Genomic DNA, 25,188 nt, shown 5'->3' with positions numbered 1-25,188 from the left:
CCCGGAGTGGACGTCCCAGCTGCCGTAGCGCGGGTTGACGTCCACCTCGCCGACCTTGACTCCGCGCGCACACCCGGACGGCAGGCCCGGTGTGGAGGAGATCCTCCGTATTCAAGGACCTGCCACGCTTCCACCGGTGCGAACGGCACGACCGTCGGGCTCAGACGAGGTTCCAGAGCCAGCCCCGGGGCCGAATTTCCTTGCCGAGCACTCTCTGTAGGGTGCGTCGCGTGAGTGACGTGTATGAGTTGGTGGTCACGGTCGATCTGCGGGACGAGCTCTCCGAGCAGGAGCTCGCCGACCTGCGCTGGCATCTGGGAATCGGGCCGCAGCCCGAGCATCTGGCCATTGTGACCGAGTTCCCGTCCGTGGTGATCGACGAATCGGGGCACCCGGTGGTCAAGAACGAGCCTTACCCACTGCTGGTCCAGAACGGCGCGGCCGCGCGGGTGGGTGGCGTGCTCTGCTCGGCATTGGCCAATCGCGCGGACCTGCCGCAAAAGGGCTGGTCACTGACCTCCCGGCAGGAAATCCACCCAGACGACTTCGAAAAGGTCGGCGAGCTGCTCTGCTGGCTGGCTGCACGAGTTCAAGACACCCACCTGCTCGTGAACGACGCGGTCTGGATCGGCCACCTCAGATTTCATGAATCCCTGATGCCGCATGTGCTTGAGGTCGAGAACGGGCAGGTCAGCTGGCCGACCTAGGTTCTGTCTCTTTGGCGAGCGCCGTGCCCGGACGAGGATGGCGGCGAGGTGGAGTGCGACCTGGTAGACGATGGCGAGTTTGTCGGTTCGTGTGGCCAGGCCGCGCCACTGTTTGAGGCAGTTGCCCGCCGCGGGAGCTGGCGGCGGCGCAGCTGCCCGTCCGGGCAGCTGCGGGCCGGCGTGAGACCTCAGCGTCCGGCCGGCAACGTCGGTGCCGCCCCCTAGGCTGCCGGGCATGGCCCGTTCCTGGACTCGACTGCACGAACACCTCGGTGCTGTTCCCGGCCCGCTCTCCTTCGACATGGTCCGGCAGGCCGCTGCCGACAACCTTGCGGAGTCGGACGATCTGGACTGGAAGGAGAAGCTGCCGCAGCCGCCGAGGGACGGCCGGTGGAACGAACTGGCCAAGGACGTCGCCGCGATGGCCAACACCCGTGGCGGACTGCTTGTCTTCGGCGTGCGGGACAAGACCACCGAGCTGGTGGGAATCGATCCCGGCGAGGTCAACGTCCAGCAGTACGCCCAGTGGATCCGCAATCACGTGCAGCCCTACCTGCCTGACCTCACCTTCAGCATGCTGACCGCGCCCGATGGCACTGCCAGCGTCCTCGTCGTCGACGCACCGGCCGGAGCCATGGCCCCGCACCACGTGTACGGGACCTCACAGAAGGACAAGGAGCAGCAGGCCGCCGTCGTCCCCTACCAGGACAAGGACCACACCGCCTGGATGGCCGAGCACCAGATCGAACGCGCCTACCGCGACCGATTCACCCACGCCCAGCGAGCCGAAGAAGAAGTCCAGCGCCTCCTCGACCACGCCCAGGAGACCGTCTTCGCCCAGCAGAAGGAACCGGCGGCCTGGCTCTTCGCCGTCGCCCGCCCCGACCGCCCGCTGCCGCGCACAGCACCCCGCCTCGCCCGCGAGGACGCCACCAACGCCCTGCACGCCGCCCGCGCCCGCACCCAGACCGGGAACCGTCCAGCCGTCGGCCCCTTGGCAGGCCTGGAGATCGTCTCGAGTAATCCGCGCCCGGGCTGCGCCGTTGGGTGCTGAACACGCTCACCTTGGGCGGCGGGCGGGAGATCTATGCGGAGCTCCACCACGACGGCAGTGTCGTGCTGGCGGTCAACCTGTCCTGGAAGGCCATACGGGAAGGACTCCTGGGTGAGGCGCCTGAAGAAGCCCTTCTCCTGCACCAGGATTTCGTAGGGGAATGCTGCCGGGATCTTGCTGCCGTCGCCGTCGAGCTGGCGCGCCGGCTCCGGGTGGACAGCGCTCTGTATCTGACCGCTGCCATCGCTGCCGCCGCACCGGCAGCTTCGCTGGCAGTGGTCGTCTCCGAGTACGGGGGTTGTGAGCTGCTGTCGGTTTGCTGCACTGAAGTGAGTGGTGGTGTGCGGGAGCGAGTCCTGTCGGTGGGTTTGTGGGGGTGGGAACGGGGGTTCTGGGGTCGAATGGGTGACCTTGGCGGCTGCTGCTCGTTGGGCTGGATGGCAGGTGCCCGGCCTGGTGGGAGGGGGTGATGTGGTGGGTGGTGTGAGGGAGTTGGCCGGGCCCTTCGTGGTGCCGGGGCCTTGCGGGGTGGCGGTCCGGGACCGGCTGGGGCACCTCACCTCCCGGGACGAGATGGTGCTGCGTGCGGTCGGTGAGCATCAGGGTGCGCTCGCTTCCCGTGATCTCAAGGCCCGCTGTGCGGATGGTCTGGAGCACAGTGCTCAGACGTGGGCGTCGCGCAAGCGGGACCTGACGAAGGAGTCGTCGTCGCGGATCGCCGGTGCGATCACCAAGGCCACACACGACCAGTGGGCGCTGGCGCGCCGCTGCCAGGCAGCGCACATCCAGACGCTGGCAGCCGGGATCAGGACGCTGCGGCACCGCCTGTCCCTCCCGGTCGGTGAACCCGGAACGAAGCGGGCCGCAGGAGGCTACCGCTCCCGGAGTGAGTGGTTCCGCAAATCTCGCCGCCTCGCGGCCCTGGAGGACCGGCACGCCGCTGCTGTCGCCGAGTGGCAGGCCGGGCGGGTGCGGGTGGTGCGGGGCGGCAGACGTCTGCTCAACACCCGCCACCACCTCGCCCAGGCCGGGGCTCACCGAGGAGCAGTGGCGGCAACGGTGGGATGCGGAGCGCTGGTTTCTTGCGGCCGATGGGGAGTCGGGGAAGCGGTTCGGGAACGAGACGATCCGCGTCATCCCGGACGGCGAAGTGTCCATCAGGCTGCCTGCCCCGCTTGCGCACCTGGCCAACGCCGGGCACGGCCGGTACGTCCTCGCCTCCCGGATCGCGTTTGCGCACCGGGGTGCGGAGTGGGCCGACCGAATCGAAGCGAACCGGGCCGTGGCCTACCGCATCCACCTCGACATCCAGCGTGGCCGCTGGTATCTCACCGCGTCCTGGCAGCGTCCCGTCGTGCAGACCATCCCGCTGGAGGCCGCCCGCGCCCGGGGCATGATCGGTGTCGACACCAACGCCGACCACTTCGCCGCCTACCGCCTGGACCGGCACGGCAACCCCATGGGCGACCCGCACCGCTTCGGCTTCGACCTGTCCGGTTCGGCCGGTCACCGCGACGCCCAGATCCGCCACGCGCTGACCCGCCTGATCCACTGGGCGGTGCGTGTCGGTGTCGCCGCGATCGGCATCGAAGACCTCGACTTCACCACCGAGAAGACCCGGGAGAAACACGGCCGCCGCAAGCGGTTCCGGCAGCTCATCTCCGGCATCCCGACCGGCAGGCTCAAGGCCCGGCTGGTGTCGATGGCCGCCGAACAGGGCCTGAGCATTGTCGCGGTGGATCCCGCCTACACCTCCCGGTGGGGTGCCCAGCACTGGCAGAAGCCGCTGGTCACCCCGCACCGAACGATGTCCCGTCACGATGCCGCGGGTATCGCGATCGGGCGACGCGCCCTCGGGCACCCGGTCCGGCGTCGGACGGCACCGCCCCCGCACGACCGGAGCGATCGTGCGGGGCATCGGACCGCCCAGGCCGGGTCAGGTGACCAGGGGCGTGAGGGAACCCGCCCACCCGCCACGGACCGGCCCCCCGCAGGGCCGTCACCGAACGGGACGCGAAAGCGGGAACCCAGCGCATCCCACACCGTTCGGGATGCGCCCAGTACGCAACAGTGGGTCCAGGACTCACTCACGCACACTGGCTAGGAACGGTTTCATGAGCATTCCCGATTACGCGCGCCGCCCGCGCCGCATCCAGCCGGTGGCCGCGACGCTGACTCCCGTAGGCACGGACGAGGCGGTGGGGGAGGCCGCACAGGAGCTCTTCACCGACCTTCTGATCCGTAGCTCTATGTAGATCGGTTGCTGACGGTCATACCGGTTGCGCTGGTTCTACGGGGTGTCTTGGGTGTGACCTTCTGACCGGGCGCCGGGAGCTGCCCGGGGGTGTCCTGCACGAGACCGCTGCTTGGGTGGTGAACCACGTCGTCGGTCCGATGAATCTCGGCACCTTGATCGTCGGTCCGCGGGAGCACGTCGTGGCCATCGCGGAGCTCGACGACACGGCAGCGGCGGAACTCGGCCCTTTGCTGCGCGATACCGCTCGTGTTGTGGAGACGTTGTGGCGGCCCGAGCAGACCTACGTCTGCATGTGGTCACACGGCCGCGACGCGCGCAAGCACCTGCACATTGCGGTCCAGCCGGTGACCGCGGAGGTGCGGGCCCGCTACGGCGGGCTGCGCTCCGAGCAGCTCCAGGCCCGGATGCTGGCGGACGGTGACGAGCCGGACATCACGGATGTCGAGCAGTTCTGCGAGCAGGCTCGCGAGCTGTTCCGAGCGATCACCGACAGCAGCGCCGAAGACCGCAGCGCCGAAGACCGCAGCTGATCACCTGTGCCGGGCCGACGTCACGGCGCAGTCGGGCGAGCACATGCGAGGAACCTGTGCCGTTCGGAAGCTCGTCGCTGCTGGTCATGCTGCATGTCGGTACTCGTTGATGACGCTGCCGAGCACTCGGGTGCGTCGGAGTCGGTGAGCGGTCAGGCCGGTCACGGGCGCCGGATGCTCCTGAACAAGGAGAGTCCCGGGCGTCACCGGGAACACCTGCGCCCACCGACGTCGGGGGATCAGCGAGGGCAGCGCCGCGAACCACAGTCGGTCCGCAGGCTCGTACCGCACCGGGCCCGTGAGCTGCCTGCGCAGCACCGCGTTCTCATGCCGCAGCACCAGCAGTTCGGCGTCTTTGGCCGCGTCCCGAAGCAGCAGCGCCGCCGGGACCGCGACCTGCTTCCGTGCCACCTGGTACACCAGTGAGACAACCACCCGGACAGGGTTCCAGTAAGCCGTCGTGGCGCGCCAGACCCACTCCGAGCAGCAGCGATGAGTTTCCGAACGGCACACCCCGGGGCGCGTGGGCACGCGGCGGCGACGGTCCGCAGGGCGACGGTACTCCGGTCGGCGAAATCAGCAGGTGCGCATGTCTTCACTGAGCTCGGGGGCGCTGTTACATTCCGGAAAACAAGAATTCATTTCAGTCTGTGGCTGGAGGCTCCCATGACGGCTGTCCATGAGGCTCGCGACGTGCATGTGCCGGACCGTCGAGAGCTTCCACCGTCGATGGTCGAGCGGGTGACGCTGATCATGGACGTCTTCGAGGGCCGGTCGGCCCGGCTTTCCCTGGAGGAAGTGGCCCGGTCCACGCATCTGCCCAGGTCGACGGCGCACCGCATCCTCGATCAGTTGGTGCGGCTGCGCTGGCTCGAACACACCGGCCTCGGCTACGGGCTCGGGCGCCGCGCCCTCGGCCTCGGCGGAGGGGACGGCGCGCACAGCAGGATCCGTGAGGCCGCCGCGGCCCGGCTGCACCATCTGCAGATCAGGACCGGCCTGGTCGTCCATCTGGCCGTCCTGGACGGGGCGGAGGTGCACTACCTGGACAAGGCCGGCGGCCGCTTCGCCGCGACGGTCCCCTCCCGCGTCGGCGGCCGGGCACCCGCCCATTCGACCGCGCTCGGCAAGGCCATGCTGGCCTGGCTCGAACCGGAGGACGTCGAGGCCAGGGCGGCCGGTGCCATCGGCCGGCTGACCCAGCGCACCATCTGTGACCTCGGCACTCTGCACCAGGAACTCAACCGCATCCGGAGCCGGCACGGCCTCGCCTTCGAGCGCGGCGAATGCTTCCCCGACATCGCCTGTGTGGCCACCGCCGTGCGCGGCCCCGAGGGGCCGGTCGCCGCGATCTCCCTGGTGGGGGACGCCTGGTCACCGCTGGAGAAGGTCGCACCGCTGGTCGTGGACGCGGCCCGGCAGGTCTCCCGCGAACTGTTCCCCGAGCGGGAGACGCCGGTCAGGGGGGCGCGCCGCGCGGCGGCCGAACCGGAGGAGACCTGGTCCCCGCAGGCCATGGACCGCCTGCTCGCCGCCGGACAGTACGGCGACTGGCAGTAGACGGCGGCCGGGGAGCGCGTATACGGAACGGCGCCGGGCCCCCGCCCACCGGCATCCGCCGCTCCCTCACCCCCAGTGGTCGCCCCGGCCCCACGGATCGGGGGGCGTCGCGGCCGGGCTCCCGACGCCGAAGCCGCCGCGGAAGAAGAGCATCGGCTGCCCGTCGGTGACGGTCTCCAGGGCGAGGACCCGGCCCACCACCACATCGTGGTCGCCCGCACCGCGCACGTCGTACACATCGGCGTGCACCCGGGTCAGGACGCCGCGCAGCGACGGCGTCCCCCAGCGGGACACCTCCCAGTCCAGCCCCTCGAACTTGCGGCCCCTGGCCGACCCGAACCGGCCGCAGAGGTCGGTCTGTTCCTCCGCCAGGATGTTCACTGCGAACCGCCCCGACTCCCTGATCCTGGGCCACGCGCGCCCCCGGTGGTCGGCGCAGAACAGCACCAGGGCCGGTTCGAGCGAGACGGACGCGAACGACTGACAGGCGAAGCCGGCCGGGACAGCGTCCCGGCCGATGCCCGTCACCACCGTGACCCCGGACGCGAAGGTCCCCATGGTGCGCCGCATCCGCAGGGGCGTCGGCTCGGTCTCCTCACATGTCTCGGGCGCGGACAGGGACTCTGCGGTCATCGGATTCACCTCGAAGGGGACGGCGGTGTGCCCGGGACCGGGCAGGGAGCCGAACCTAGGACACCGGCCCCGCCCGCCGGGAACGCGTTCCCGATCAGTGGAACGCCGCCGGCCGCGGGCCTCCGGAGGCCGCCCATCGGCCTCTGACCGCACGCATCCCGCTGACCGAGACGTCCGCCGCGCGGCCCCGCGGAGCGTGGCTACCGTCCGGGAGCCGTATCCGCGGCACCCACGGCCGCCCACCGGGGCACCAGGCCCGCCGAACACCGAGGTCAAACGAGGCAGGATGATGACGGAGCTGAGTCACGACTCCACATTGCGCGAACTCCCGACCGATCAGGGCGTGCTGCGCTACCACGAGGCCGGTGACGGCCCGCCCCTGCTCCTGTTGCACGGATCCGGGCCCGGCGTCACGGGCTGGCGCAACTACCGGCACAACCTGGCCGCGTTCGCCGAGCACTTCCGCTGTCTCGTCCTGGAGTTCCCCGGGTTCGGGGTCAGCGATCCGGCCGACGGCCACCCGATGGCGACGGCCGCCTCCTCCGTGACCCGGTTTTTGGACGGGCTCGGCCTCCAGCAGGCCGACATCATCGGCAACTCCATGGGCGGCATCGTCGGCACCCGGTTCGCCCTCGCCCACCCCGCCCGGGTGCGCCGGCTCGTGACGATCGGCGGCATCGGCCGGAACCTGTTCAGTCCGGGGCCCGGCGAAGGCATCAGGCTGCTCACCGAGTTCACAGACGCACCGTCCCGCGAGGGCCTGGTCCGCTGGCTGAACTCCATGGTGCACGACCGGTCCCTGGTGACCGAGGAGCTCATCGAGGAACGGTGGGCGCAGGCCACCGATCCGGAGACGCTCGCGAGCGCCCGCCGGATGTACGGCAGCGAGGCGTTCGCCGCACGGGCCGCCGAGGCCGCCGCGTCCGACGACGCACCGTACTGGGCCCTGCTGCACCGGCTCCGGGCGAAGACCCTCCTCACCTGGGGCCGCGACGACCGGGTCAGCCCGGTCGACATGGCTCTGCTGCCGATGCGGACCATTCCGGACGCCGAACTGCACGTCTTCCCGGACTGCGGACACTGGGTGATGATCGAACAGAAGGCCGCCTGGGAGAGCGCGGTCCTCGCCTTCCTCACTCGCAAGGACGCCGCGTGAGCGCCGGGGCCCGGGGGGCCTGGGACGAGGAGTTCGACTTCGTCGTCGTCGGCAGCGGCGGAGGCGGCATGGCCGCCGCACTGACCGCGGCCGACAGCGGCCTGAGCACCGTCGTCGTCGAGAAGGGCGCGATGTACGGCGGCACGACCGGAATCTCCGGCGGTGGCATCTGGATCCCCAACAACCCCACACTGCGTGCCAGGGGCCACGACGACAGCCGGGCCTCCGTACGCCAGTACCTCGACCGGCTCACCGGGGACCGGGTGCCGGGCGCCCGCCTCGACGCCTACGTCGACCAGGGACCGGCCGCGATGGAACTGCTCGGCAAGAGCCGCTGGATGCGCTTCTTCTGGGTCAAGGGCTACGCCGACTACCACCCCGAGTACGAGGGCGGCCGTCCGCTCGGCCGGTCCGTCGAGGCGTTGCCCTTCGACACCCGCAAGCTCGGCGAGGACGAGAAGCACCAGCGGCCCAACAGCCTCAAAGGCCCTCTCGGACTGTGGATCACCGCGAAGGACTACCGGGACCTCGCCATGGTCAAGCGGACCTGGCGCGGCCGCTGGGCCTCGGTGATCGCCGCCTGGCGGGTCTCGTCCAACACGGTCCGCCGCCGTCACATGGCCACCGGAGGGCGGGCCCTGGTCGCGCGGCTGCGCATGGCGCTGAAGGAGGCCGGCGTCCCCGTGTGGCTGCGCAGCCCGATGACGGAGCTCGTCACCGACGCGGCCGGCAAGGTTACCGGCGTCCTCGTCGAACGGGACGGCGCGGCCGTGCGGATCGGCGCCCGGCACGGGGTGCTCCTCGCCACGGGCGGCTTCGACCACAACCAGGAGATGCGCGAGAAGTACCTGCCGGAGGGCGGACGGGACAACCACAGCGCTGGAGCCGTCGAGAACGTCGGTGACGGCATCGTCGCCGGCCAGGCACTCGGCGCCGCCCTCGACTTCATGGACGACGCCTGGTGGATGCCGTCCGTGCACCATCCGTCCGGAGCCACGATCCCGTTGGTCTCCGAGCGGTGCATCCCGCCGTCGGTGATCGTCTCCGCCGCCGGCAAGCGCTTCACCAACGAGTCGTCCCCCTACGTCAACTTCGTCCACGACCAGCTCGAAGGCGGGCACACCACCGCCTGGTTCGTCATGGATGCCAAGGCCCGCGCCCGCTATCCGTTCGCGCAGATCCTCCCGGGAATGCCCTTCCCCAAGGCGTTCTACGAGAACGGAACCGTGCACCGCGCGGACAGCATCGCCGGGCTCGCCCGGAGCATCGGCGTTCCGGCGGACGCCCTCACCGAGACCGTCGAGCGGTTCAACGGCTTCGCCCGGACCGGCCGGGACACCGACTTCGGCCGGGGCGACAGCGCGTACGACCGCTACTACGGCGACCCCACGATGAAGAATCCCAACCTCGACGAGCTCGACAAGGCGCCCTACTACGCCGTCCGCATCGAGGTCGGCGACCTCGGCACCAAGGGCGGCCTCGTCTGCGACGAGCACAGCCGGGTGCTGCGCGAGGACGGCTCGGCCGTCGCCGGGCTGTACGCCACCGGCAACACCTCCGCGTCCGTGATGGCCAACGAGTACGCGGGACCGGGCGCCACCATCGGCCCGTCCATCGTGTTCGGCTACATCGCGGCCCGGCACGCTGCCGCCGCCACCCGTGCGGGGACCGGGGCAGCCGGAGGCACACCATGAGCCCGGCGCCGCTGACCGTACGCGTCGTCAAGGTGATCCGGGAGACGGCCGACGCGCACTCGCTGGTCCTGGAACCGGCGGACGGGGAACGGGCCCGGTTCACCTACCGGCCCGGCCAGTTCCTCACCGTCCGGGTGCCCTCCGAGCGCCCTGGCGGCGCTGCCCGCTGCTACTCGCTGTGCAGCTCCCCGGTGCGTGACGAGCAGCTGAAGGTGACCGTCAAGCGCACGGCCGGGGGGTACGCCTCCCACTGGATCTGCGACCACGTCACCGAGGGCGACACCCTGGAGGTGCTGCGGCCCGCGGGCACCTTCACCCCGGATACGCTCGACGGCGACTTCCTTCTCCTCGCCGCGGGCAGCGGCATCACCCCGGTGATGTCGATCCTCACCTCCGCCCTGCACGCGGGGACCGGCTCAGTCACCCTTCTCTACGCCAACCGCGACGAGCAGTCCGTCATCTTCCGTGACGAACTCGCGGCCCTGGCGCGGGAGTACAGAGACCGGCTCACCGTCCTGCACTGGCTGGAGTCCGTCCAGGGCCGGCCCACCGCGTCCGGACTGCGCGCCCTCGCCCGCCCTTACGCAGGCCGTCCCGCCTTCGTCTGCGGGCCCGGGCCCTTCATGGACCTGGCGGCCGGCACGCTCACCGACCTGGGGGTGCCGCCGGACCGGATCACGGTGGAGCGCTTCACCTCACTGACCGGCGACCCGTTCGCGGAACGCGAGCCCGCGCCGGAAGCGGACACCGCCGGGCCCGTCAGCAAGGCCGAGGTGGAACTTGACGGGGTGCGCCACACCGTCGACTGGCCCCGGAACACACCCCTGCTCGACGTGCTGCTCGCCGCCGGACTCGACGCGCCGTACTCCTGCCGGGAGGGCAGTTGCAGTGCCTGCGCCTGTGTCCTCACCGAGGGCGAGGTGGCCATGGAACACAACGAGGTCCTCGACGCGACCGACCTCGCCGACGGCCTGATCCTCGCCTGCCAGGCGCGCCCGCTCAGCGACCGGCTGAAGGCCACCTACGACGGCTGACCCGCCCCCTCCCGTACCCGTTCTCCGTTCCCACTCGACCCGGATGAGGTTCGAACCGTGACCAAGGCGACCGCCGCGATCGTCGGATCCGGCAATATCGGCACCGACCTGATGTACAAGCTCCTGCGCTCGCCGGACATCGAGCCGCGCTGGATGATCGGCATCGACGAGCAGAGCCCCGGCCTCAAGCGCGCAGCCGACCACGGCCTGCACGCGAGCGCCGACGGTGTCGACGCGCTGCTGGCCGGCCAGGAACGGCCGGACCTGGTCTTCGAGGCCACCTCCGCGTACGTCCACCGGGCCAACGCCCCCAAGTACGCCGAACTCGGCATCCAGGCCATCGACCTGACCCCCGCCGCGATCGGTCCGGCGGTCGTGCCCGCCGTCAACCTCGGCGACCACCTCGACGCACCGAACGTCTCCCTCATCACCTGCGGGGGGCAGGCCACCATCCCGATCGTGCACGCCGTCTCCCGGGTCACCGAGGTCGCGTACGCGGAGATCGTCGCCAGCGTCGCCTCGCCGTCCGCCGGGCCCGGCACCCGCGCCAACATCGACGAGTTCACGCTCACGACCGGTCGGGGCATCGAGACGATCGGCGGCGCCGCCAAGGGCAAGGCCATCATCATCCTCAACCCGGCCGAGCCGCCGATGCTGATGCAGGACACTGTCTTCTGCGCGATCCCCGCTGATGCCGACCGGGACGCCGTCACCGCGTCGGTCCACGAGACCGTGGCCCGGGTCGCCGCGTACGTGCCCGGCTATCGGCTGCGCGCCGAGCCGCAGTTCGACCGGCCGACCGCGGTCAGCGGCGGGCTCGCCCGCGTCGCGGTCTTCATCGAGGTGGAGGGCGCGGGCGACTTCCTGCCGCCGTACTCCGGAAACCTCGACATCATGACCGCCGCCGCCGCCAGGGTCGGCGAAGGCTTCGCCCAGCGGATCACCGCCCGCCGCGCCGGCGCCTGACCGCCGCTCACCGAGGAGTACACGAGCCATGTCCTTCAGCTCCGACCTGGACATCCGGGTCACCGACTCGTCCCTGCGGGACGGATCGCACGCCAAGCAGCACCAGTTCACCGTCGACCACGTCACCTCCGTCGTCGCCGCCCTCGACGACGCGGGCGTCCCCGTCATCGAGGTCACCCACGGCGACGGCCTCGGCGGGTCCTCCTTCAACTACGGCTTCAGCCACACACCCGAGCAGGAGCTCATCAAGGCCGCGGTGAAGACCGCCCGCCGGGCGAAGATCGCCTTCCTGATGCTGCCCGGCCTCGGCCTCCAGGACGACATCCGCGAGGCCGCCGACAACGGCGCCGCGATCTGCCGGATCGCCACCCACTGCACCGAGGCCGACATCTCCGTCCAGCACTTCGGCCTGGCCCGCGAACTGGGCCTGGAGACAGTCGGGTTCCTGATGATGTCGCACAGCCGGCCGCCCGAGGTGCTGGCCCGGCAGGCCCGCATCATGGCCGACGCCGGCTGCCAGTGCGTGTACGTCGTGGACTCCGCCGGCGCCCTCATCATGGAACAGACCGGCGACCGGATCGCCGCCCTGGTCACCGAGCTCGGCGACGACGCCCAGGTCGGCTTCCACGGCCACGAGAACCTCGGTCTCGGCGTCGCCAACTCGGTCCTCGCGGTACGCGCCGGAGCGACCCAGATCGACGGATCCACCCGCCGCTTCGGCGCGGGAGCCGGCAACACGCCCGTCGAGGGATTTGCCGCGGTGGCCGAGAAGCTGGGCATCCGTACCGGCATCGACGTACTGAAGATCATCGACGCGGCCGAGGACGTGGTGCGGCCCGTCATGGACGGCGAGTGCCTGCTCGACCGGCTCTCCCTGACGATGGGCTACGCCGGTGTCTACTCCAGTTTCCTGAAGCACGCCGCCCGCCAGGCCGACACCTACCAGGTGTCCGGGGCCGAGATCCTCATGGAGGCGGGCCGCCGCAAGCTCGTCGGCGGCCAGGAGGACCAGCTCATCGAGATCGCGGTCGCCCTCGCGGCGAGGAACCGCTCCGATAACGCCCAGCACTCTTCGGGGAAGTGAGAACAGCCATGTCCAATCCCGTACTCGAAGCCGTCGAGGCACGCGCCGGCGAACTCCGCGCGCTCGGCCCCGCCAACGAGGCGCTCGGCCGGCTCGACGACCAGGCGGCGAAGATCCTGCGGGACGTCGGCGCGATCCGCATGCTCCAGCCGAAGACGTACGGCGGCCTCGAACTGCATCCGCGCGAGTTCGCCGAGACCGTCATGAGGATCGCCTCCCTGGACGGGGCCACCGGCTGGGTCGCGGGGGTCGTCGGGGTCCACCCGTGGGAGATGGCGATGGCCGACCCCCGGGTCCAGGAGGAGATCTGGGGCGAGGACCCCGACACCTGGATCGCCTCCCCGTACGCGCCCATGGGCCTGCTGCGGCCCGTCGAGGGCGGCTACGTCTTCAACGGCCGCTGGCAGTTCTCCTCCGGCACCGACCACTGCCGGTGGATCTTCCTGGGCGGCTTCCTCGCCGACGCCGACGGCAACCGGCTGAACCGCCCGCAGTCCGTGCACGTGATCCTGCCGCGCGCCGACTACGAGATCGTCGAGGACTCCTGGGACGTGGTCGGGCTGCGCGGCACCGGCAGCAAGGACGTCATCGTCAAGGACGCTTTCGTACCCGGCTACCGCGTCATCGAGTACAACAAGGTCGTGGACGGCTCCCTGGCCGCAGAGTCCGGGCTGACCAACCCGGCCTACCGGCTGCCGTTCTCGGCCGCCTTCCCGCTCGGCATCACCGCCGCCGTGATCGGCATCTGCGAGGGCGCCCTCGCCCACCACCTCGACCACCAGCGCACCCGGGTGCAGATCACCGGCCAGGCCGTGAAGGACGACCCGTACGTCCTCTACGCCGTCAGCGATGCGGCGGCCGAGATCGCGGCCTCCCGCTCGGCGCTGCTGGACAACGTCTGCCAGATGTACGACGCGGTCGCGGCCGGCCAGGAGATCTCCTTCGAGCGGCGGGCCGTCGGCCGACGCACCCAGGCTGCCGCCGCCTGGCGGGCGGTCCGCGCTGTCGACGAGATCGTCGCCCGTTCCGGCGGCAACGCGATGCGGCTGGACAATCCGATCCAGCGCTTCTGGCGCGACGCGCACGTGGGTCTCACGCACGCCATCCATGTGCCGGGATCCGTCTTCCACGCCTCGGCCCTGACGCAGATCGGCGTCGAGCCGCCGCCCGGCCCCATGCGTTCGATGATCTGAGGCTCCGTCCGAAGCAGGCCGGTTCAGAAAGGAATACCCATGACACAGATCCGCGGGCTCGGATATCTCCGGGTCCAGACCCGGGACATCGACCGCTGGCGCGAACTCACCGTGGACGCCCTCGGCTTCGCCGAAGGCTCCGGGCCGGACCCGGACGGCCTGTACCTGCGCATGGACGAGCGCCGCGCCCGGCTCGTCGTCCTGTCCGGCGACAGCGACCGGGTGCTCTCGGTCGGCTGGGAGGTGCGGGACCAGTTCGCGCTCGCGGCCGTCGGCCGCGCCGTCGAGGCGTCCGGTACGGCGGTGAAGCCGCTCGGCCGTGAGGAGGCCGACGACCGGGGAGTCGAGGAGGGCATCACCTTCGAGGACCCGGCCGGAGTGCCTGTCGAGGTGTTCTTCGCCCCGATCCTCGACCACAGCCCCGTACGGACAGGCTTCGGCCAGCGGTTCGTCACCGACAGCCAGGGGATGGGGCACATCGTGCTGCCCACCACCTGCCCCGAGGACACCGTCGCCTTCTACACCGAGGTGCTCGGCTTCCTGCCGCGCGGCGCGATGCGGGTCGGCGACCGGTCGTCCGACGCTCCGCCCCGCCGCGTGCGCTTCATGGGCATCAACGAGCGCCACCACAGCCTCGCCGTCTGCGGTGCCCCGCATGGCGAGGCGCCCGGCCTCGTGCACCTGATGGTCGAGGTGGACAGCCTGGACGCGGTCGGCCGCGCCCTCGACAACGTGGCCGAGCACGGCTTCTCGCTCTCCTCCACCCTGGGCCGGCACACCAACGACAAGATGGTGTCGTTCTACGTGCGCGCACCCGGCGGCTGGGACCTCGAGTACGGCTACGACGGGATGCGCGTCGACGAAACGCACTACACCGCCGAGGAGATCACCGCCGACAGCTACTGGGGCCACGACTGGTCCGGATCCGAACCCCTCGCAGCCTTCACCCCGCCCGGGACGGCCACATGAGCACCACCCGGCCGGTGACACCGGTCCCTGCCGGGACCGTCGACCACTACGACGGGGAGACCGATGTGGGTGTCGCCGCGGCGGGCGGCGCCTGAGCCCGCCGACCGAGAGAGGCCGGGTACGCGCGAACAGCGCGTACCCGGCCTCTCTCGGTGCGTTCTGTGGTCAGGCTCCGGGTGCCGGTCCGGCCCCGTCCTCGTCCACGAGTCCGATTGTGCCCCGCCGCGCGGCCTCGCGGATCGTGTCACGCAGGGCTCCGCATCCCTGGAAGGCCGCGCCCGCACGCTCGCGCTCCGCGCACAGGGCCACCGCCCGGCCGTTCCACTGCACACTCGTCTGCTGCCAGCTGCTCTTGCGTACGAGCACCTGCGCGGCGCACCGCTCACACGCCAGGGGCCGCATCGGTGCTCCGTCGGTGAGCCGGTTGTCGACCCGCATCAGACCGGCCGGCCCTCGGAGGCGGCGGCCTTGCGGGCGAGATTCGCCTCGACTTCCCTCTGCCACGCCTCGACGGGCCGGGTGGTGTCCAGCTCGAACTCGAAACGGTCCGTCATCTCCGGCTTCACGTCGGCCACGTCCACGTAGAACTGCTCGTACCAGCGACGCAGTTGGTAGACCGGTCCGTCCTCCTCGCAGAGCAGGGGGTTGTCGATCCGGGCCTTGTTCTGCCAGATCAGGATGTCCTGCTCGAAGCCGAGTTTGATGAACTGCGACATACCCGCAGCGAGTTCGGCGGCCGCATCGCTCGACATCGACGACGAGCGCTTGACGATGATGCCGTACTGGAGCACGAACTGGTTGGCATCGACCGGATAGTGACAGTTAATCAGGACCGACTGCTGGTCGCCGGTGTCGAAGTGATAGGTGAGGTCGTCGATCATGAACGACGGGCCGTGGTACGAGGCCAGCGAGTTGCTGCCGGTGGTCTTCGGCTTGTCGCCCTGCTCCTGGGGCCGGGCGTCCGGGCGGCCGGTCGCGCGCATGTGCTGAGTGGCGGTGTGGCCCTCGAAGACGTTCTTGAAGAAGGTCGGGAAGGAGTAGTGGACGTAGAAGAAGTGGGCCATGTCCACCACGTTGTCGACGACTTCGCGGCAGTTGGCGTCGATGGTGGTCTCGTACCAGAGCCAGTCGGTCCACTCGTCGCTCGTCGCGCCCTCGATCCGGGGGATGGTCACGTCGGCGGGCGGGGGATTGCCCTCGGGGTCGTTCCAGACGAAGAGCATGCCGTCCTGGTCCAGCGTGGGCCAGGATGCCGTGCGGGCCCGCAGCGGCACCCGCTTGGAGTACGGGATCTGCTTGCAGCGGCCGTTACCGCCCCAGCGCCAGTCGTGGAACGGGCAGGCGACGTGGTCCCCCTTGACGGTGCCCTGCGAGAGGTCCCCGCCCATGTGGCGGCAGTAGGCGTCCAGGACGCTGAGCGTGCCGTCGCCCGCCTGGAACACCACGAGCTTCTGGCCGAACGCTCGGACCGAGTGCGGCTTGCCATCCCTGTACTTCTCCGCGAGGCCCAGGCAGTGCCAGCCGCGCGCGAAACGCGTGGGTACCGCTGCGGCTTCGATGGCCCTGACGTCGTCGGGTGCTGACTCGACTGCGCTCACGTTCTCTCATCCCCTTAAGGACGCATGGTTTCCAGGTTTCCGGACGGTAGGCCCGCGCACCGGTGCCCGGCCGGGGGAGTCCCACTGACCGGAACCGGTCCTCAGGGGCCGGTCGAGGGCCGGTCCCGGTCGGTGGGACCGGTGCTCCGCGGTGCCGTCGGCCGCGGGTACCGTCCCCCGCCCTGTCCACCGGCAGCCACAGCGAAGGAGCCCGTGATGAACCGATTCGACGGCGTGAAAGTCCTGCTCACCGGGGCAGGATCGGGGATCGGGCGGGCGGCCGCCCTGCGCCTGGTGTCCGAGGGGGCGGCCGTGTTCGCCGTCGACCTGTCGCGCGAGGGGCTGACGGACACTGCTGCGGCAGCGGACGGCCCCGGGCGGATCGTGACCCGGGTCGCCGACGTCGCCGACGAGGATGCGGTGGTCGAGAGCGTACGGGCCGCGGCCGACGGGCTCGGTGGTATCGACGTCCTGGTCAACGTGGCGGGAATCCACCGGACGACACCGATCGACCGGCTGACCGTGGCCGACATGGAGCGGCTCTTCGCCGTCAATGCGGTGGGCACGGCCCTGTTCTGCCGGGAGGCGCTGCCCCATCTGCCGGACGGCTCCGGGGTCATCGTCAACGTGGCGTCGTCGGCGGCGGCGCACGGGAATCCGTACATGACCGCGTACGCCGCCTCCAAGGGGGCGGTCCTCGGCTTCTCGCTGTCCCTGGCCGCCGAGGTCGCGCACCGCGGCATCCGGGTCGTGCCGGTGTCGCCCGGCTCCGTCGCCACGCCCCTGGCCGGGCCGCACGTGCTGCTGCCGGACCTCGACGCCTCGTACTACGCACGGATCCGCTCACCATTCGGCGCCGGGCAGCCCGAGCAGATCGCCGGGGTGATCGCCTTCGCGGCGTCGCGGGATGCGGGCTACCTCACCGGTGCGGAGCTCCGGGCGGACGGCGGATCCCACATCTGACACCGCGGCACGCCCGGTCGCGCGCGCCGGGCTGCTGAGCGGGAATGGGGCGTGCCGTGTCACTGAGCGGGGATGGGACGTGCCGAGCCACTGAGCGGGACTGGCCCTTGCTTGTTTCGAGAACGAATTCTAGTTTTCGTCTCACAGCGTCCCGGACCCCACGGGCCCCTCACACCTTATGGAGAGCCATGACCGAGGCCGTCATCGTCGAAGCCGCACGGACACCGGTCGGCCGGCGCCGCGGTGTCCTGTCGGGACTCCACTCGGCAGAACTCCTCGGGCTCGCCCAGAAGGGCCTGCTGGCGCGGGCCGGCGTCGCCCCCGACACCGTGGAGCAGGTCATCGGGGGCTGCGTCACCCAGGCCGGAGAGCAGTCCAACAACGTCACCCGCAACGCCTGGCTGCACGCCGGACTGCCCTACACCACCGCGTGCACCTCGATCGACTGCGCCTGCGGATCGTCCCAGCAGGCCGTGCACCTGATCGCGGGGCTGATCGCCTCCGGCGCCATCGAGACCGGAATCGGCTGCGGGGTCGAGTCCATGAGCCGCGTCTTTCTCGGCGCCGCGCTCACCCCCGGCAACGGCTCCCCGGCGCCGGACAGCTGGGGCCTGGACATGCCCGACCAGTTCACCGCCGCCGAACGCATCGCGCACAACCGGGGCATCACCAGGGCCGACGCGGACGCCCTCGGCCTCGCCTCCCAGCAGAAGGCCGCCCGCGCCTGGGCGGAAGGCCGCTTCGACGGGCAGATCATCGACGTCCAGGCACCCGTCCTCGGCCCCGAGGGGCCGACCGGCGAAACCGCCCTCGTCAGCCGCGACCAGGGCCTTCGCGACACCACCCCCGAGGCGCTGGCCGCCCTGCGGCCCGTACTCCCCGACGGCATCCACACCGCGGGCAACTCCTCCCAGATCAGCGATGGCGCCGCCGCCGTCCTGCTCATGAGCGGGGAGCGGGCCGCCCGCGAGGGGCTGCGCCCCCGCGCCCGGATCGTGGCCTCCGCCATGGTCGGATCCGACCCGTACTACCACCTCGACGGACCCGTCGCCGCGACCGAAAGGGTCCTGCGCACCGCCGGGATGACCCTCGCCGACATCGACCTCGTCGAGATCAACGAGGCCTTCGCCTCCGTCGTCCTGTCCTGGGCCCAGGTCCACAAGGCGGACATGGACAAGGTCAACGTCAACGGAGGTGCCATCGCGCTCGGCCACGCCGTCGGTTCCACCGGTGCCCGGCTCCTCACCCAGGCCCTGTACGAACTGGAGCGCACCGGCAAGTCCACCGCGCTGATCACCATGTGCGCCGGCGGAGCGCACGCGACCGCCACCGTCATCGAACGCATCTGAGGGGCGCGCCATGACCATCGGACTCACCCAGGAGCACCTGGACCTGCGCGACGCCGTACGCGCCTTCGCCGGCCGGCACATCACCGAGGACACCCTCCGCGCGGCGGCCGACGCCGACAAGGAGACCCTCCCCGCCCACTGGAGCGGCCTCGCCGGACAGGGCCTCCTCGGGCTGCACCTGCCCGAGGAGGACGGCGGCGCCGGGTACGGACTCGTCGAACTCGCCGTCGTCACCGAGGAACTGGGCCGCGCCACAGCCCCCGGCCCCTTCCTGCCGACGACGCTCGCCTCGGCCGTCCTGCACTCCGCCGGACACCGGACGTACCTCGCCGCGCTCGCCGCGGGCACCACCCTCGGGGCCGTGGGGCTCGCCCCCGGCACCCTCGTCCTGGCCCGCGCCGCAGACGGCACGGTCACGGTCACCGGCACCTCGGAACTCGTGATCGGCGGACACCTCGCCGACGTGTTCGTGCTGCCCGCCTCCGACGGCGGCCGGACCACCTGGCTGGTGCTGCCCCGCGCCGCCGTGGACACCACCGACGTCCGCAGCCACGACCTGACCCGACGCTCGTCCCGGGTGACCGTACGGTCGGTGCCGGTCCCCGCCGCCGATCTGCTGGACCTCGACCCGCGGACGCCCCCGGACCTCGCCGCGACGCTGTTCGCCGCCGAAGCCGCCGGCCTCGCCGACCGCTGTGTGACCACCGCAGCGCAGTACGCCCGCGTACGGGAGCAGTTCGGCCGCCGCATCGGCCAGTTCCAGGGCGTCAAGCACCGCTGCGCCCGCATGCTCGCCCGGGCCGAACAGGCCCGCGCCTGTGCCTGGGACGCCGCCCGCGCGCACGACATCGTGGACCGGGCGGAGGCGTCGCTGGCCGCCGCGGTCGCCGGAGCGGTCGGCGTCGACGCCGCGTTCGCCGTCGCCAAGGACTGCATCCAGGTGCTCGGCGGCATCGGCTTCACCTGGGAGCACGACGCACACCTCGCGCTGCGGCGCGCCCAGACCCTCCGGATCGCGCTGGGCCCGGCCGCCGCCTGGCGCCGCCGCGTCGCCCGCCTCACCCTGGACGGCACCCGCCGCACCCTGAGCGTGGAACTGCCCGCCGAGGCCGAAGCCGTACGCAAGGACATTCGCGCCGAACTGCGGCCGGCCGCAGCCCTGGACGGCAAAGCCCGTCTCACCCACCTCGCCGACCACGGCTACACCGCACCGCACCTGCCGGCCCCCTGGGGCAAGGGCGCCGGCCCGGTCGACCAGCTCGTCATCGCAGAGGAGCTCCAGGCAGCCGGCCTCACCCCCGTTGACATGATCATCGGCGGCTGGGTGGTGCCCACGCTCATCGCGCACGGCGACCCGGCCCAGCAGGAACGCTTCCTCGCGCCGAGTCTGCGCGGCGACATCGTCTGGTGCCAGCTGTTCAGCGAACCGGGGGCGGGATCCGACCTCGCCGGGCTCACGACCCGCGCCGAGAAGGTGGACGGCGGTTGGCGGATCACCGGGCAGAAGGTGTGGACGTCCATGGCCCGCGACGCCCACTGGGGTGTCCTGCTCGCCCGTACCGACGCCGGCGTGCCCAAGCACAAGGGCATCTCCTACTTCCTCCTCGACATGACGAGCCCCGGAATCGACATCCGGCCGCTGCGGCAGATCACGGGGGACGCCGAGTTCAACGAGGTCTTCCTCGACGAGGTGTTCATCCCCGACGAGTTGCTCGTCGGCTCCCCGGGCGCCGGTTGGAAGCTCGCCCGGACCACCCTCGCCAACGAACGCGTCGCCCTCTCCCACGACTCGGTCGGCTCCGGTGCCGAGGTCCTGCTGGAGATCGCCGCCGGGTCCGACGGTCTCGACGACGAACAGCTCACCACGCTCGGCTCCCACCTCTGCGACGCCCAGACCGGTGCCGTCCTCGCCCTGCGCACCACCCTGCGCACCGTCTCCGGGCAGCAGCCCGGCGCCGAGGCGTCCGTCGCCAAACTGCTCGGCGTCGAACACCAGCAGCGGGTCTGGGAGACCTGCATGGACTGGCAGGGCTTCGCCGCGCTCACCGGCGAGGGCGAACGCCTGGACGCCACCTGGCAGTTCCTCAACGCCCGCTGCCTGTCCATCGCGGGCGGTACGACGGAGGTCCAGCTGAACATCATCGGCGAGCGCATGCTCGGCCTGCCCCGCGATCCCGAGCCCACCGAGAAAGGCTGACCATGCCCATCGACCGTGATAAAGCGCTGACCGCGGAACCGTCCGTCCGTGAGATCCACTGGACCACCCGCGATGTGCTGCTCTACCACCTCAGCCTGGGCGCCGGTGCCGACGCGGCCATCGGCCCCGAGCTGCACCTGACCTACGAGCACGGCCTCGGCGTGCTGCCGACCTTCGCCATGGTGGCCGGCTCCGGCATCTCCGCGGGCGAGGCGCCCCCACCGGGCTTCCACCTGCCCGGCATCGACATCGACCTGCGAGCCGTGCTCCACGCAGGCCAGGGCCTGCAGGTCCATCGCCCCCTGCCGGCATCGGGCAACGCCACGCTCCGATCGCGCGTCGCCGAGGTGTGGGACAAGGGCAAGGCCGCACTCGTCGTCCTGGAGTCCGTGGCCACGGGTCCCGAGGGCGAGCAGCTGTGGACGTCCACCACCCGCATCTGGGCGCGCGGGGAGGGCGGCTTCGGAGGGGAGCCGGGCCCCGAGGAGCGATGGACGGCACCCGACCGTCCCGCCGACACCGTGCTCACCTCGGCCACCACACCCCAGCAGGCACTGTGGTACCGGCTCAACGGTGACCTCAACCCGCTCCACGCCGATCCGGCCTTCGCGCGGGCGGCGGGATTCGACCGGCCGATCCTGCACGGGCTCGCTTCGTACGGCCTCGTCTGCAAGACCCTCGTCGACGGAGTCCTCGACGGCGATGTCACCCGCCTCACCGGCCTCACCGTGCGCTTCGCCGGCCCCCTTGTCCCCGGCGAGTCCCTTGCCACCTCCGTATGGCGCGAAGAACCCGCCGACGACGGCGTGGAGCAGCTCGTCCTCCACGCGGCCTGCCCCGAGCGCGAGGGTGCGCCCGTGCTCACCCATGCGACGGCGACGGTGACGGCATGAGCACCCCCTGCGACGAGAACACCGCGGCTGTCACCGGCCCCCGCCTGGTCGCGGAACCGCACAAGGACGGTGTCGACGCGGCGGTCGCCGCGGCCCGCCGGGTGGTCACCGCCCTGCTGCGCGCCGGCGACGGTACCGGCGCCGACATGAACGAGATCGCCGCCCGGCTCGACGCCGTCGCCGACGGGCTCACCGAAAGGGCGCCCTCCATGGAGATGCGCCTCGCGGAAATGTGGCGAGGCGAGGGCGTCACCCGGCACGATCCCGTCACCGGCCCGGAGAACGCCGTCGCGCCACCGCTGCAGCTGCACGGCAAGGAGGACGGCTCCGTCGAAGGCGTCGTCACGCTCGACCTGCCCTACCAGGGCCCGCCCGGCCATGTGCACGGCGGGATTTCGGCGCTGCTCCTCGACCACACGCTGGGTGTGGCCAACCACTGGGGCGGCCCCTCCGGAATGACCGCGGAGCTGACCCTGCGCTATCTGCGGCCCACCCCGCTGTTCGAGCCGCTGACGGTCACCGGGCGCCAGGTCTCGGTGGACGGTTCGCGGATCCGCACGGTCGGCGAGATACGGGCCGGCGGCCGCACCTGTGTGACCGCGGAGGGGTTGTTCATCAACAAGCAGCTTCCCAGGCCGAGTTGATGGAGTCCGAAGCGATGGGAAACCTTGACGGCAAGGTCGCGGTCATCACTGGCGCCGGACAGGGGGTCGGCCAGGGCATCGCTCTGGCCCTTGCCTCCGAAGGAGCCTCGGTGGCTGTACTGGGGCGGACCGCGGCGAAGCTGGAAGCGACCTGTGAGCTGCTGTGCGAGCGGGGGGTGAAGGCTGAGCCGTTCGTCCTGGACGTACGCGACACGGACCGGATCCCCTCCGTTGTGGGGGACGTCGCCGAGCGCTTCGGCGGCGTCGACATCCTGGTCAACAACGCCTACACGGGATGCTACGGACCGCTCCTCTCACTGACCGACGAGCAGTTCCAGAAGGGCTTCGACAGCGGCCCGTTCGCGGCGTTCGCCTTGATGAAGGCCGCGCATCCGTACCTGAAGCGCAACGGCGGCGGTTCCGTCATCAACCTCGTCACGTCCGCCATGGTCCGCTGGGACCTGAGTACGTACGGGGCTTACGCGGCGGCGAAGTCCGCCCTGCGCTCCCTGACCAGGGCCGCCGCCAACGAATGGGGCCGCGACGGCATTCGGGTCAACGCGATCGCCCCGCACGCCGTGTCGCCCGCCTACGCGGGCTGGCAGGCCGCCCATCCGGAGGAGGCCGCCGAATTCTGCGCGTCCATTCCGCTCGGGTACGTCGGCGACTGCGAGCAGGACATCGGGCGGGCCGTGGCGATGCTGTGCGGCCCGGACGCCCGCTACCTGACGGGCGCCACGGTGCCCCTCGACGGCGGCCAGGCCAACTTCGGCTGACCGGGTGGGGAGGGCAAGCCCGGCAGCCCCTCCCGGTCAGCGGGACGGCCCGGTCCGGGCCGTCCCGCCCGCGGCTAGCGTCGCCACCGGCGCGGCGCGGACCGGATCCGGCCGGCGAGCCGCCGCTCCCCACGCCCCTCCGGGCGTCACATCCGCCATGAAGCGCGGCCGCGACCACCGCAGGACGCGCCGCGACCACCACGGGACGCGCAGCGCGATCCGCCCCGTACCGACACCGGCAGACCCGGCCACCGGGTGAGAGGGACCGACGTTGCCACACGAGACGATTGCCGACCAGCTGCTCGCCCGGGCCGGGGACGACCACCCGGGCCTGCTGACCCGTGAGAGGTCCTGGACCTGGGAAGAGGTGGTCGAGGAGAGCGCGGCCCGCGCCGCCTGGGCCCGGAAACTGCGGACTGACGGGCCCTTCCACATCGGCGTACTCCTGGACAACGAACCCGAGTACGTCTTCTGGCTGGGTGCCGCGGCCCTCGCGGGCGCGGCGGTCGTCGGCATCAACCCCACCCGCCGCGGCGCCGAACTGGAGCGGGAGGTACGGCACACCGACTGCCAGGTGATCGTCACCGACCGGGCGGGCGCCGCCCTGCTCGACGGACTGGACATCGGCGTGGACCGGGACCGCTTCCTCGTCGTCGACGCACCGGAGTACGAGGACCGCCTCGCCCCGCACGCCCGGCTGCCCGTCCCCGACCCCGACGTCACGGCCACTACCCGGATGCTGCTGCTCCTGACGTCCGGCACCACCGGCACGTCGAAGGCGGCGATCTGCTCGCAGGGCCGACTCGCCGCGCTGGGTGCCTCCAACAGCGCCAAGTACGACATCACCCGCGAGGACACCTGCTACTGCCCGATGCCGCTGTTCCACGGCAACGCACTGATGGCGCTCTGGGCCCCCGCCCTCTCCGCGGGCGCCACGATCGCCCTCACCCGTAAGTTCTCCGCCTCAGGGTTCCTCCCCGACGTGACTCACTTCGGCGCCACCTACTTCACGTACGTCGGCAAGGCGATCGGCTACATCCTGGCCCGCCCCGAGACCCCCGGCGACTCCGACAACCGGCTCACCCACGCCTTCGGCACCGAGGCATCGCCCGAGGACGCCACCCGCTTCCTGGAGCGCTTCGGCTGCCGCCTCGTCGAGGGCTACGGCTCCAGCGAGGGCGCCGGCATGCTCAAGCGCGTCCCTGACGCACCCACGGGCGCGCTCGGCAGGCCGGCCCGGGACGGCGTCCGCATCGTGCACCCCACGAACCGGACCACCTGCCCGCCCGCCCTGCTCGACTCCTACGGCCGGGTGCGCAACCCGGAGGACGCCATCGGGGAGATCGTCGACACCGAGGGCGCCGCCCGCTTCGAGGGCTATTACAACAACGAGGCGGCGAACGCCGAACGGGTCCGGCACGGCTGGTACTGGACCGGCGACCTCGGATACGTCGACGAGGCAGGCTACTTCTACTTCGCGGGCCGCTCCGGCGACTGGATCCGCGTCGACGGCGAGAACATCTCCGCCCTGCTCACCGAACGCATCCTGCGCAGGCACCCCGGGATCGTCGCCGCCGGAGTCTTCGGGGTACCCGACCCGCGCTCCGGCGACCAGGTCATGGCCGCCGTCGAGATCGCCGACGGCACCCGCTTCGAGGACCTGGACCTGCCCGGTTTCCTGGACCGCCAGGAGGACCTGGGCACCAAGGGAGCCCCCCGCTTCGTCCGTGTCTCGCACGCGCTGCCGACCACCGGGTCCAACAAGCTGCGCAAGAAGGAGATGCAGCTCGACGGCTGGCGCACCGACGACCCGGTGTACCGCTGGGCCGGGCGGGGCCGGCCCGCGTACACGCCGATGACCGACGAGGACAAGGCCGCCCTGCGCGGCGAGTTCCTGGCCAACGGGCGCGGGCGCTTCCTTCCCTGACGGC

Annotated in this window: 23 protein-coding genes and 2 pseudogenes; 21 read left to right on the top strand and 4 right to left on the bottom strand. The window is 71.3% G+C overall.

What is annotated here, in order from left to right; genetic code table 11:
- Positions 1 to 230 precede the first annotated feature (230 nt).
- The 6 genes and pseudogenes from ACFU8W_RS23665 to ACFU8W_RS23640 all read left to right on the top strand — a co-directional run bounded on the left by ACFU8W_RS23665 (position 231) and on the right by ACFU8W_RS23640 (position 4,548).
- Positions 231 to 707: a hypothetical protein gene (locus tag ACFU8W_RS23665; protein WP_384040496.1), complete on the top strand. Its 477-nt coding sequence runs from the start codon at positions 231 to 233 to the stop codon at positions 705 to 707.
- A 235-nt stretch (positions 708 to 942) separates the two neighbouring features.
- Positions 943 to 1,761 (top strand): helix-turn-helix domain-containing protein, encoded by an 819-nt coding sequence (locus tag ACFU8W_RS23660; RefSeq protein WP_384040493.1) that lies wholly within the window; start codon positions 943 to 945, stop codon positions 1,759 to 1,761.
- Complete coding sequence (locus tag ACFU8W_RS23655; protein WP_384040491.1) at positions 1,755 to 2,231, top strand: hypothetical protein; 477 nt, start codon at positions 1,755 to 1,757, stop codon at positions 2,229 to 2,231. Before ACFU8W_RS23660 ends, ACFU8W_RS23655 begins: the two co-directional genes overlap by 7 nt.
- Before the next feature lie 4 nt (positions 2,232 to 2,235).
- Positions 2,236 to 3,865: pseudogene (locus ACFU8W_RS23650) on the top strand (IS200/IS605 family accessory protein TnpB-related protein).
- A 10-nt stretch (positions 3,866 to 3,875) separates the two neighbouring features.
- Positions 3,876 to 4,016 carry a hypothetical protein gene (locus ACFU8W_RS23645; protein WP_384040488.1) on the top strand — a complete coding sequence of 47 codons (141 nt, stop codon included), beginning with the start codon at positions 3,876 to 3,878 and terminating at the stop codon, positions 4,014 to 4,016.
- 118 nt (positions 4,017 to 4,134) lie between these two features.
- Positions 4,135 to 4,548 (top strand): hypothetical protein, encoded by a 414-nt coding sequence (locus tag ACFU8W_RS23640; RefSeq protein ID WP_384040485.1) that lies wholly within the window; start codon positions 4,135 to 4,137, stop codon positions 4,546 to 4,548.
- 186 nt (positions 4,549 to 4,734) lie between these two features.
- Here the strand turns inward: ACFU8W_RS23640 and ACFU8W_RS23635 are convergent.
- Positions 4,735 to 4,983 (bottom strand): annotated as a pseudogene (locus ACFU8W_RS23635) (integrase); the annotation flags it as partial.
- A gap of 294 nt (positions 4,984 to 5,277) precedes the next feature.
- Here ACFU8W_RS23635 and ACFU8W_RS23630 point away from each other — a divergent pair.
- Complete coding sequence (locus ACFU8W_RS23630; RefSeq protein WP_384040750.1) at positions 5,278 to 6,108, top strand: IclR family transcriptional regulator; 831 nt, start codon at positions 5,278 to 5,280, stop codon at positions 6,106 to 6,108.
- A gap of 66 nt (positions 6,109 to 6,174) precedes the next feature.
- Here ACFU8W_RS23630 and ACFU8W_RS23625 read toward each other — a convergent pair whose 3' ends face one another.
- Positions 6,175 to 6,741, bottom strand: coding sequence for a flavin reductase family protein (locus ACFU8W_RS23625; RefSeq protein WP_384040482.1), 567 nt, complete (start codon positions 6,739 to 6,741; stop codon positions 6,175 to 6,177).
- A gap of 286 nt (positions 6,742 to 7,027) precedes the next feature.
- Between ACFU8W_RS23625 and ACFU8W_RS23620 the strand changes: the two genes are divergently transcribed.
- Genes ACFU8W_RS23620 through ACFU8W_RS23590 form a run of 7 tightly spaced genes read left to right on the top strand, consistent with a single transcriptional unit; the run spans position 7,028 to position 14,837 of the window.
- Positions 7,028 to 7,897 (top strand): alpha/beta fold hydrolase, encoded by an 870-nt coding sequence (locus ACFU8W_RS23620; protein ID WP_384040479.1) that lies wholly within the window; start codon positions 7,028 to 7,030, stop codon positions 7,895 to 7,897.
- The gene (locus tag ACFU8W_RS23615) at positions 7,894 to 9,591 is read left to right on the top strand and encodes an FAD-binding protein (protein WP_384040476.1); all 1,698 of its coding nucleotides are present in this window, start codon (positions 7,894 to 7,896) and stop codon (positions 9,589 to 9,591) included. Before ACFU8W_RS23620 ends, ACFU8W_RS23615 begins: the two co-directional genes overlap by 4 nt.
- A complete protein-coding gene (locus ACFU8W_RS23610) occupies positions 9,588 to 10,625 on the top strand; it encodes a 2Fe-2S iron-sulfur cluster-binding protein (RefSeq protein WP_384040473.1) in 1,038 nt (345 codons plus the stop codon). The genes ACFU8W_RS23615 and ACFU8W_RS23610 overlap by 4 nt, the downstream gene beginning before the upstream one ends.
- A 57-nt stretch (positions 10,626 to 10,682) precedes the next feature.
- A complete protein-coding gene (locus ACFU8W_RS23605) occupies positions 10,683 to 11,591 on the top strand; it encodes an acetaldehyde dehydrogenase (acetylating) (protein WP_384040470.1) in 909 nt (302 codons plus the stop codon).
- Positions 11,592 to 11,619: 28 nt separating this feature from the next.
- Positions 11,620 to 12,675, top strand: coding sequence for a 4-hydroxy-2-oxovalerate aldolase (dmpG, locus tag ACFU8W_RS23600; protein WP_384040467.1), 1,056 nt, complete (start codon positions 11,620 to 11,622; stop codon positions 12,673 to 12,675).
- An 8-nt stretch (positions 12,676 to 12,683) separates the two neighbouring features.
- Positions 12,684 to 13,868, top strand: a complete 1,185-nt coding sequence (locus tag ACFU8W_RS23595; RefSeq protein WP_384040464.1) for an acyl-CoA dehydrogenase family protein — start codon at positions 12,684 to 12,686, stop codon at positions 13,866 to 13,868.
- Between the two features lie 39 nt (positions 13,869 to 13,907).
- The gene (locus ACFU8W_RS23590) at positions 13,908 to 14,837 is read left to right on the top strand and encodes a VOC family protein (protein ID WP_384040461.1); all 930 of its coding nucleotides are present in this window, start codon (positions 13,908 to 13,910) and stop codon (positions 14,835 to 14,837) included.
- 165 nt (positions 14,838 to 15,002) lie between these two features.
- Here ACFU8W_RS23590 and ACFU8W_RS23585 read toward each other — a convergent pair whose 3' ends face one another.
- Together ACFU8W_RS23585 and ACFU8W_RS23580 are read right to left on the bottom strand one after the other, a co-directional pair.
- Positions 15,003 to 15,275: a ferredoxin gene (locus ACFU8W_RS23585; RefSeq protein ID WP_384040459.1), complete on the bottom strand. Its 273-nt coding sequence runs from the start codon at positions 15,273 to 15,275 to the stop codon at positions 15,003 to 15,005.
- Positions 15,275 to 16,435: a Rieske 2Fe-2S domain-containing protein gene (locus ACFU8W_RS23580; protein ID WP_384040456.1), complete on the bottom strand. Its 1,161-nt coding sequence runs from the start codon at positions 16,433 to 16,435 to the stop codon at positions 15,275 to 15,277. The genes ACFU8W_RS23585 and ACFU8W_RS23580 overlap by 1 nt, the downstream gene beginning before the upstream one ends.
- A 216-nt stretch (positions 16,436 to 16,651) precedes the next feature.
- On the opposite strand from ACFU8W_RS23580, the gene ACFU8W_RS23575 reads away from it, so the two are divergent.
- From ACFU8W_RS23575 to ACFU8W_RS23545, 7 genes are all read left to right on the top strand, one after another.
- Complete coding sequence (locus tag ACFU8W_RS23575) at positions 16,652 to 17,398, top strand: SDR family NAD(P)-dependent oxidoreductase (protein ID WP_384040453.1); 747 nt, start codon at positions 16,652 to 16,654, stop codon at positions 17,396 to 17,398.
- Positions 17,399 to 17,586: 188 nt separating this feature from the next.
- Positions 17,587 to 18,747, top strand: coding sequence for a steroid 3-ketoacyl-CoA thiolase (locus ACFU8W_RS23570; protein WP_384040450.1), 1,161 nt, complete (start codon positions 17,587 to 17,589; stop codon positions 18,745 to 18,747).
- A gap of 10 nt (positions 18,748 to 18,757) precedes the next feature.
- Entirely contained in the window at positions 18,758 to 20,944 is a 2,187-nt protein-coding gene (locus tag ACFU8W_RS23565) for an acyl-CoA dehydrogenase (protein ID WP_384040447.1), read from the top strand.
- 2 nt (positions 20,945 to 20,946) lie between these two features.
- Positions 20,947 to 21,837, top strand: coding sequence for a MaoC/PaaZ C-terminal domain-containing protein (locus tag ACFU8W_RS23560; protein ID WP_384040444.1), 891 nt, complete (start codon positions 20,947 to 20,949; stop codon positions 21,835 to 21,837).
- A complete protein-coding gene (locus ACFU8W_RS23555) occupies positions 21,834 to 22,481 on the top strand; it encodes a PaaI family thioesterase (protein ID WP_384040441.1) in 648 nt (215 codons plus the stop codon). Before ACFU8W_RS23560 ends, ACFU8W_RS23555 begins: the two co-directional genes overlap by 4 nt.
- A gap of 14 nt (positions 22,482 to 22,495) precedes the next feature.
- Entirely contained in the window at positions 22,496 to 23,257 is a 762-nt protein-coding gene (locus ACFU8W_RS23550; RefSeq protein WP_384040438.1) for an SDR family NAD(P)-dependent oxidoreductase, read from the top strand.
- A gap of 271 nt (positions 23,258 to 23,528) precedes the next feature.
- Positions 23,529 to 25,184 (top strand): AMP-binding protein, encoded by a 1,656-nt coding sequence (locus ACFU8W_RS23545; protein ID WP_384040435.1) that lies wholly within the window; start codon positions 23,529 to 23,531, stop codon positions 25,182 to 25,184.
- The last annotated feature ends 4 nt before the right edge of the window (positions 25,185 to 25,188 follow it).

The sequence above is a fragment of the Streptomyces sp. NPDC057565 genome (assembly GCF_042801455.1).
GTDB classification, from domain to species: Bacteria; Actinomycetota; Actinomycetes; order Streptomycetales; family Streptomycetaceae; genus Streptomyces; species Streptomyces yanii.
The sequence above is the reverse complement of the archived record's forward strand: the minus strand, read 5'-3'. Positions and strand labels throughout refer to the sequence as shown.

Bases quoted from the DNA above. Each gene is read 5' to 3' on its own strand.
- ACFU8W_RS23660 (WP_384040493.1), top strand. From the start codon at position 943: ATGGCCCGTTCCTGGACTCGACTGCACGAACACCTCGGTGCTGTTCCC.
- ACFU8W_RS23645 (WP_384040488.1), top strand. From the start codon at position 3,876: ATGAGCATTCCCGATTACGCGCGCCGCCCGCGCCGCATCCAGCCGGTG.
- ACFU8W_RS23630 (WP_384040750.1), top strand. From the start codon at position 5,278: ATGGTCGAGCGGGTGACGCTGATCATGGACGTCTTCGAGGGCCGGTCG.
- ACFU8W_RS23625 (WP_384040482.1), bottom strand. From the start codon at position 6,741: ATGACCGCAGAGTCCCTGTCCGCGCCCGAGACATGTGAGGAGACCGAG.
- ACFU8W_RS23620 (WP_384040479.1), top strand. From the start codon at position 7,028: ATGATGACGGAGCTGAGTCACGACTCCACATTGCGCGAACTCCCGACC.
- ACFU8W_RS23610 (WP_384040473.1), top strand. From the start codon at position 9,588: ATGAGCCCGGCGCCGCTGACCGTACGCGTCGTCAAGGTGATCCGGGAG.
- dmpG (WP_384040467.1), top strand. From the start codon at position 11,620: ATGTCCTTCAGCTCCGACCTGGACATCCGGGTCACCGACTCGTCCCTG.
- ACFU8W_RS23595 (WP_384040464.1), top strand. From the start codon at position 12,684: ATGTCCAATCCCGTACTCGAAGCCGTCGAGGCACGCGCCGGCGAACTC.
- ACFU8W_RS23590 (WP_384040461.1), top strand. From the start codon at position 13,908: ATGACACAGATCCGCGGGCTCGGATATCTCCGGGTCCAGACCCGGGAC.
- ACFU8W_RS23585 (WP_384040459.1), bottom strand. From the start codon at position 15,275: ATGCGGGTCGACAACCGGCTCACCGACGGAGCACCGATGCGGCCCCTG.
- ACFU8W_RS23575 (WP_384040453.1), top strand. From the start codon at position 16,652: ATGAACCGATTCGACGGCGTGAAAGTCCTGCTCACCGGGGCAGGATCG.
- ACFU8W_RS23570 (WP_384040450.1), top strand. From the start codon at position 17,587: ATGACCGAGGCCGTCATCGTCGAAGCCGCACGGACACCGGTCGGCCGG.
- ACFU8W_RS23565 (WP_384040447.1), top strand. From the start codon at position 18,758: ATGACCATCGGACTCACCCAGGAGCACCTGGACCTGCGCGACGCCGTA.
- ACFU8W_RS23560 (WP_384040444.1), top strand. From the start codon at position 20,947: ATGCCCATCGACCGTGATAAAGCGCTGACCGCGGAACCGTCCGTCCGT.
- ACFU8W_RS23555 (WP_384040441.1), top strand. From the start codon at position 21,834: ATGAGCACCCCCTGCGACGAGAACACCGCGGCTGTCACCGGCCCCCGC.
- ACFU8W_RS23550 (WP_384040438.1), top strand. From the start codon at position 22,496: ATGGGAAACCTTGACGGCAAGGTCGCGGTCATCACTGGCGCCGGACAG.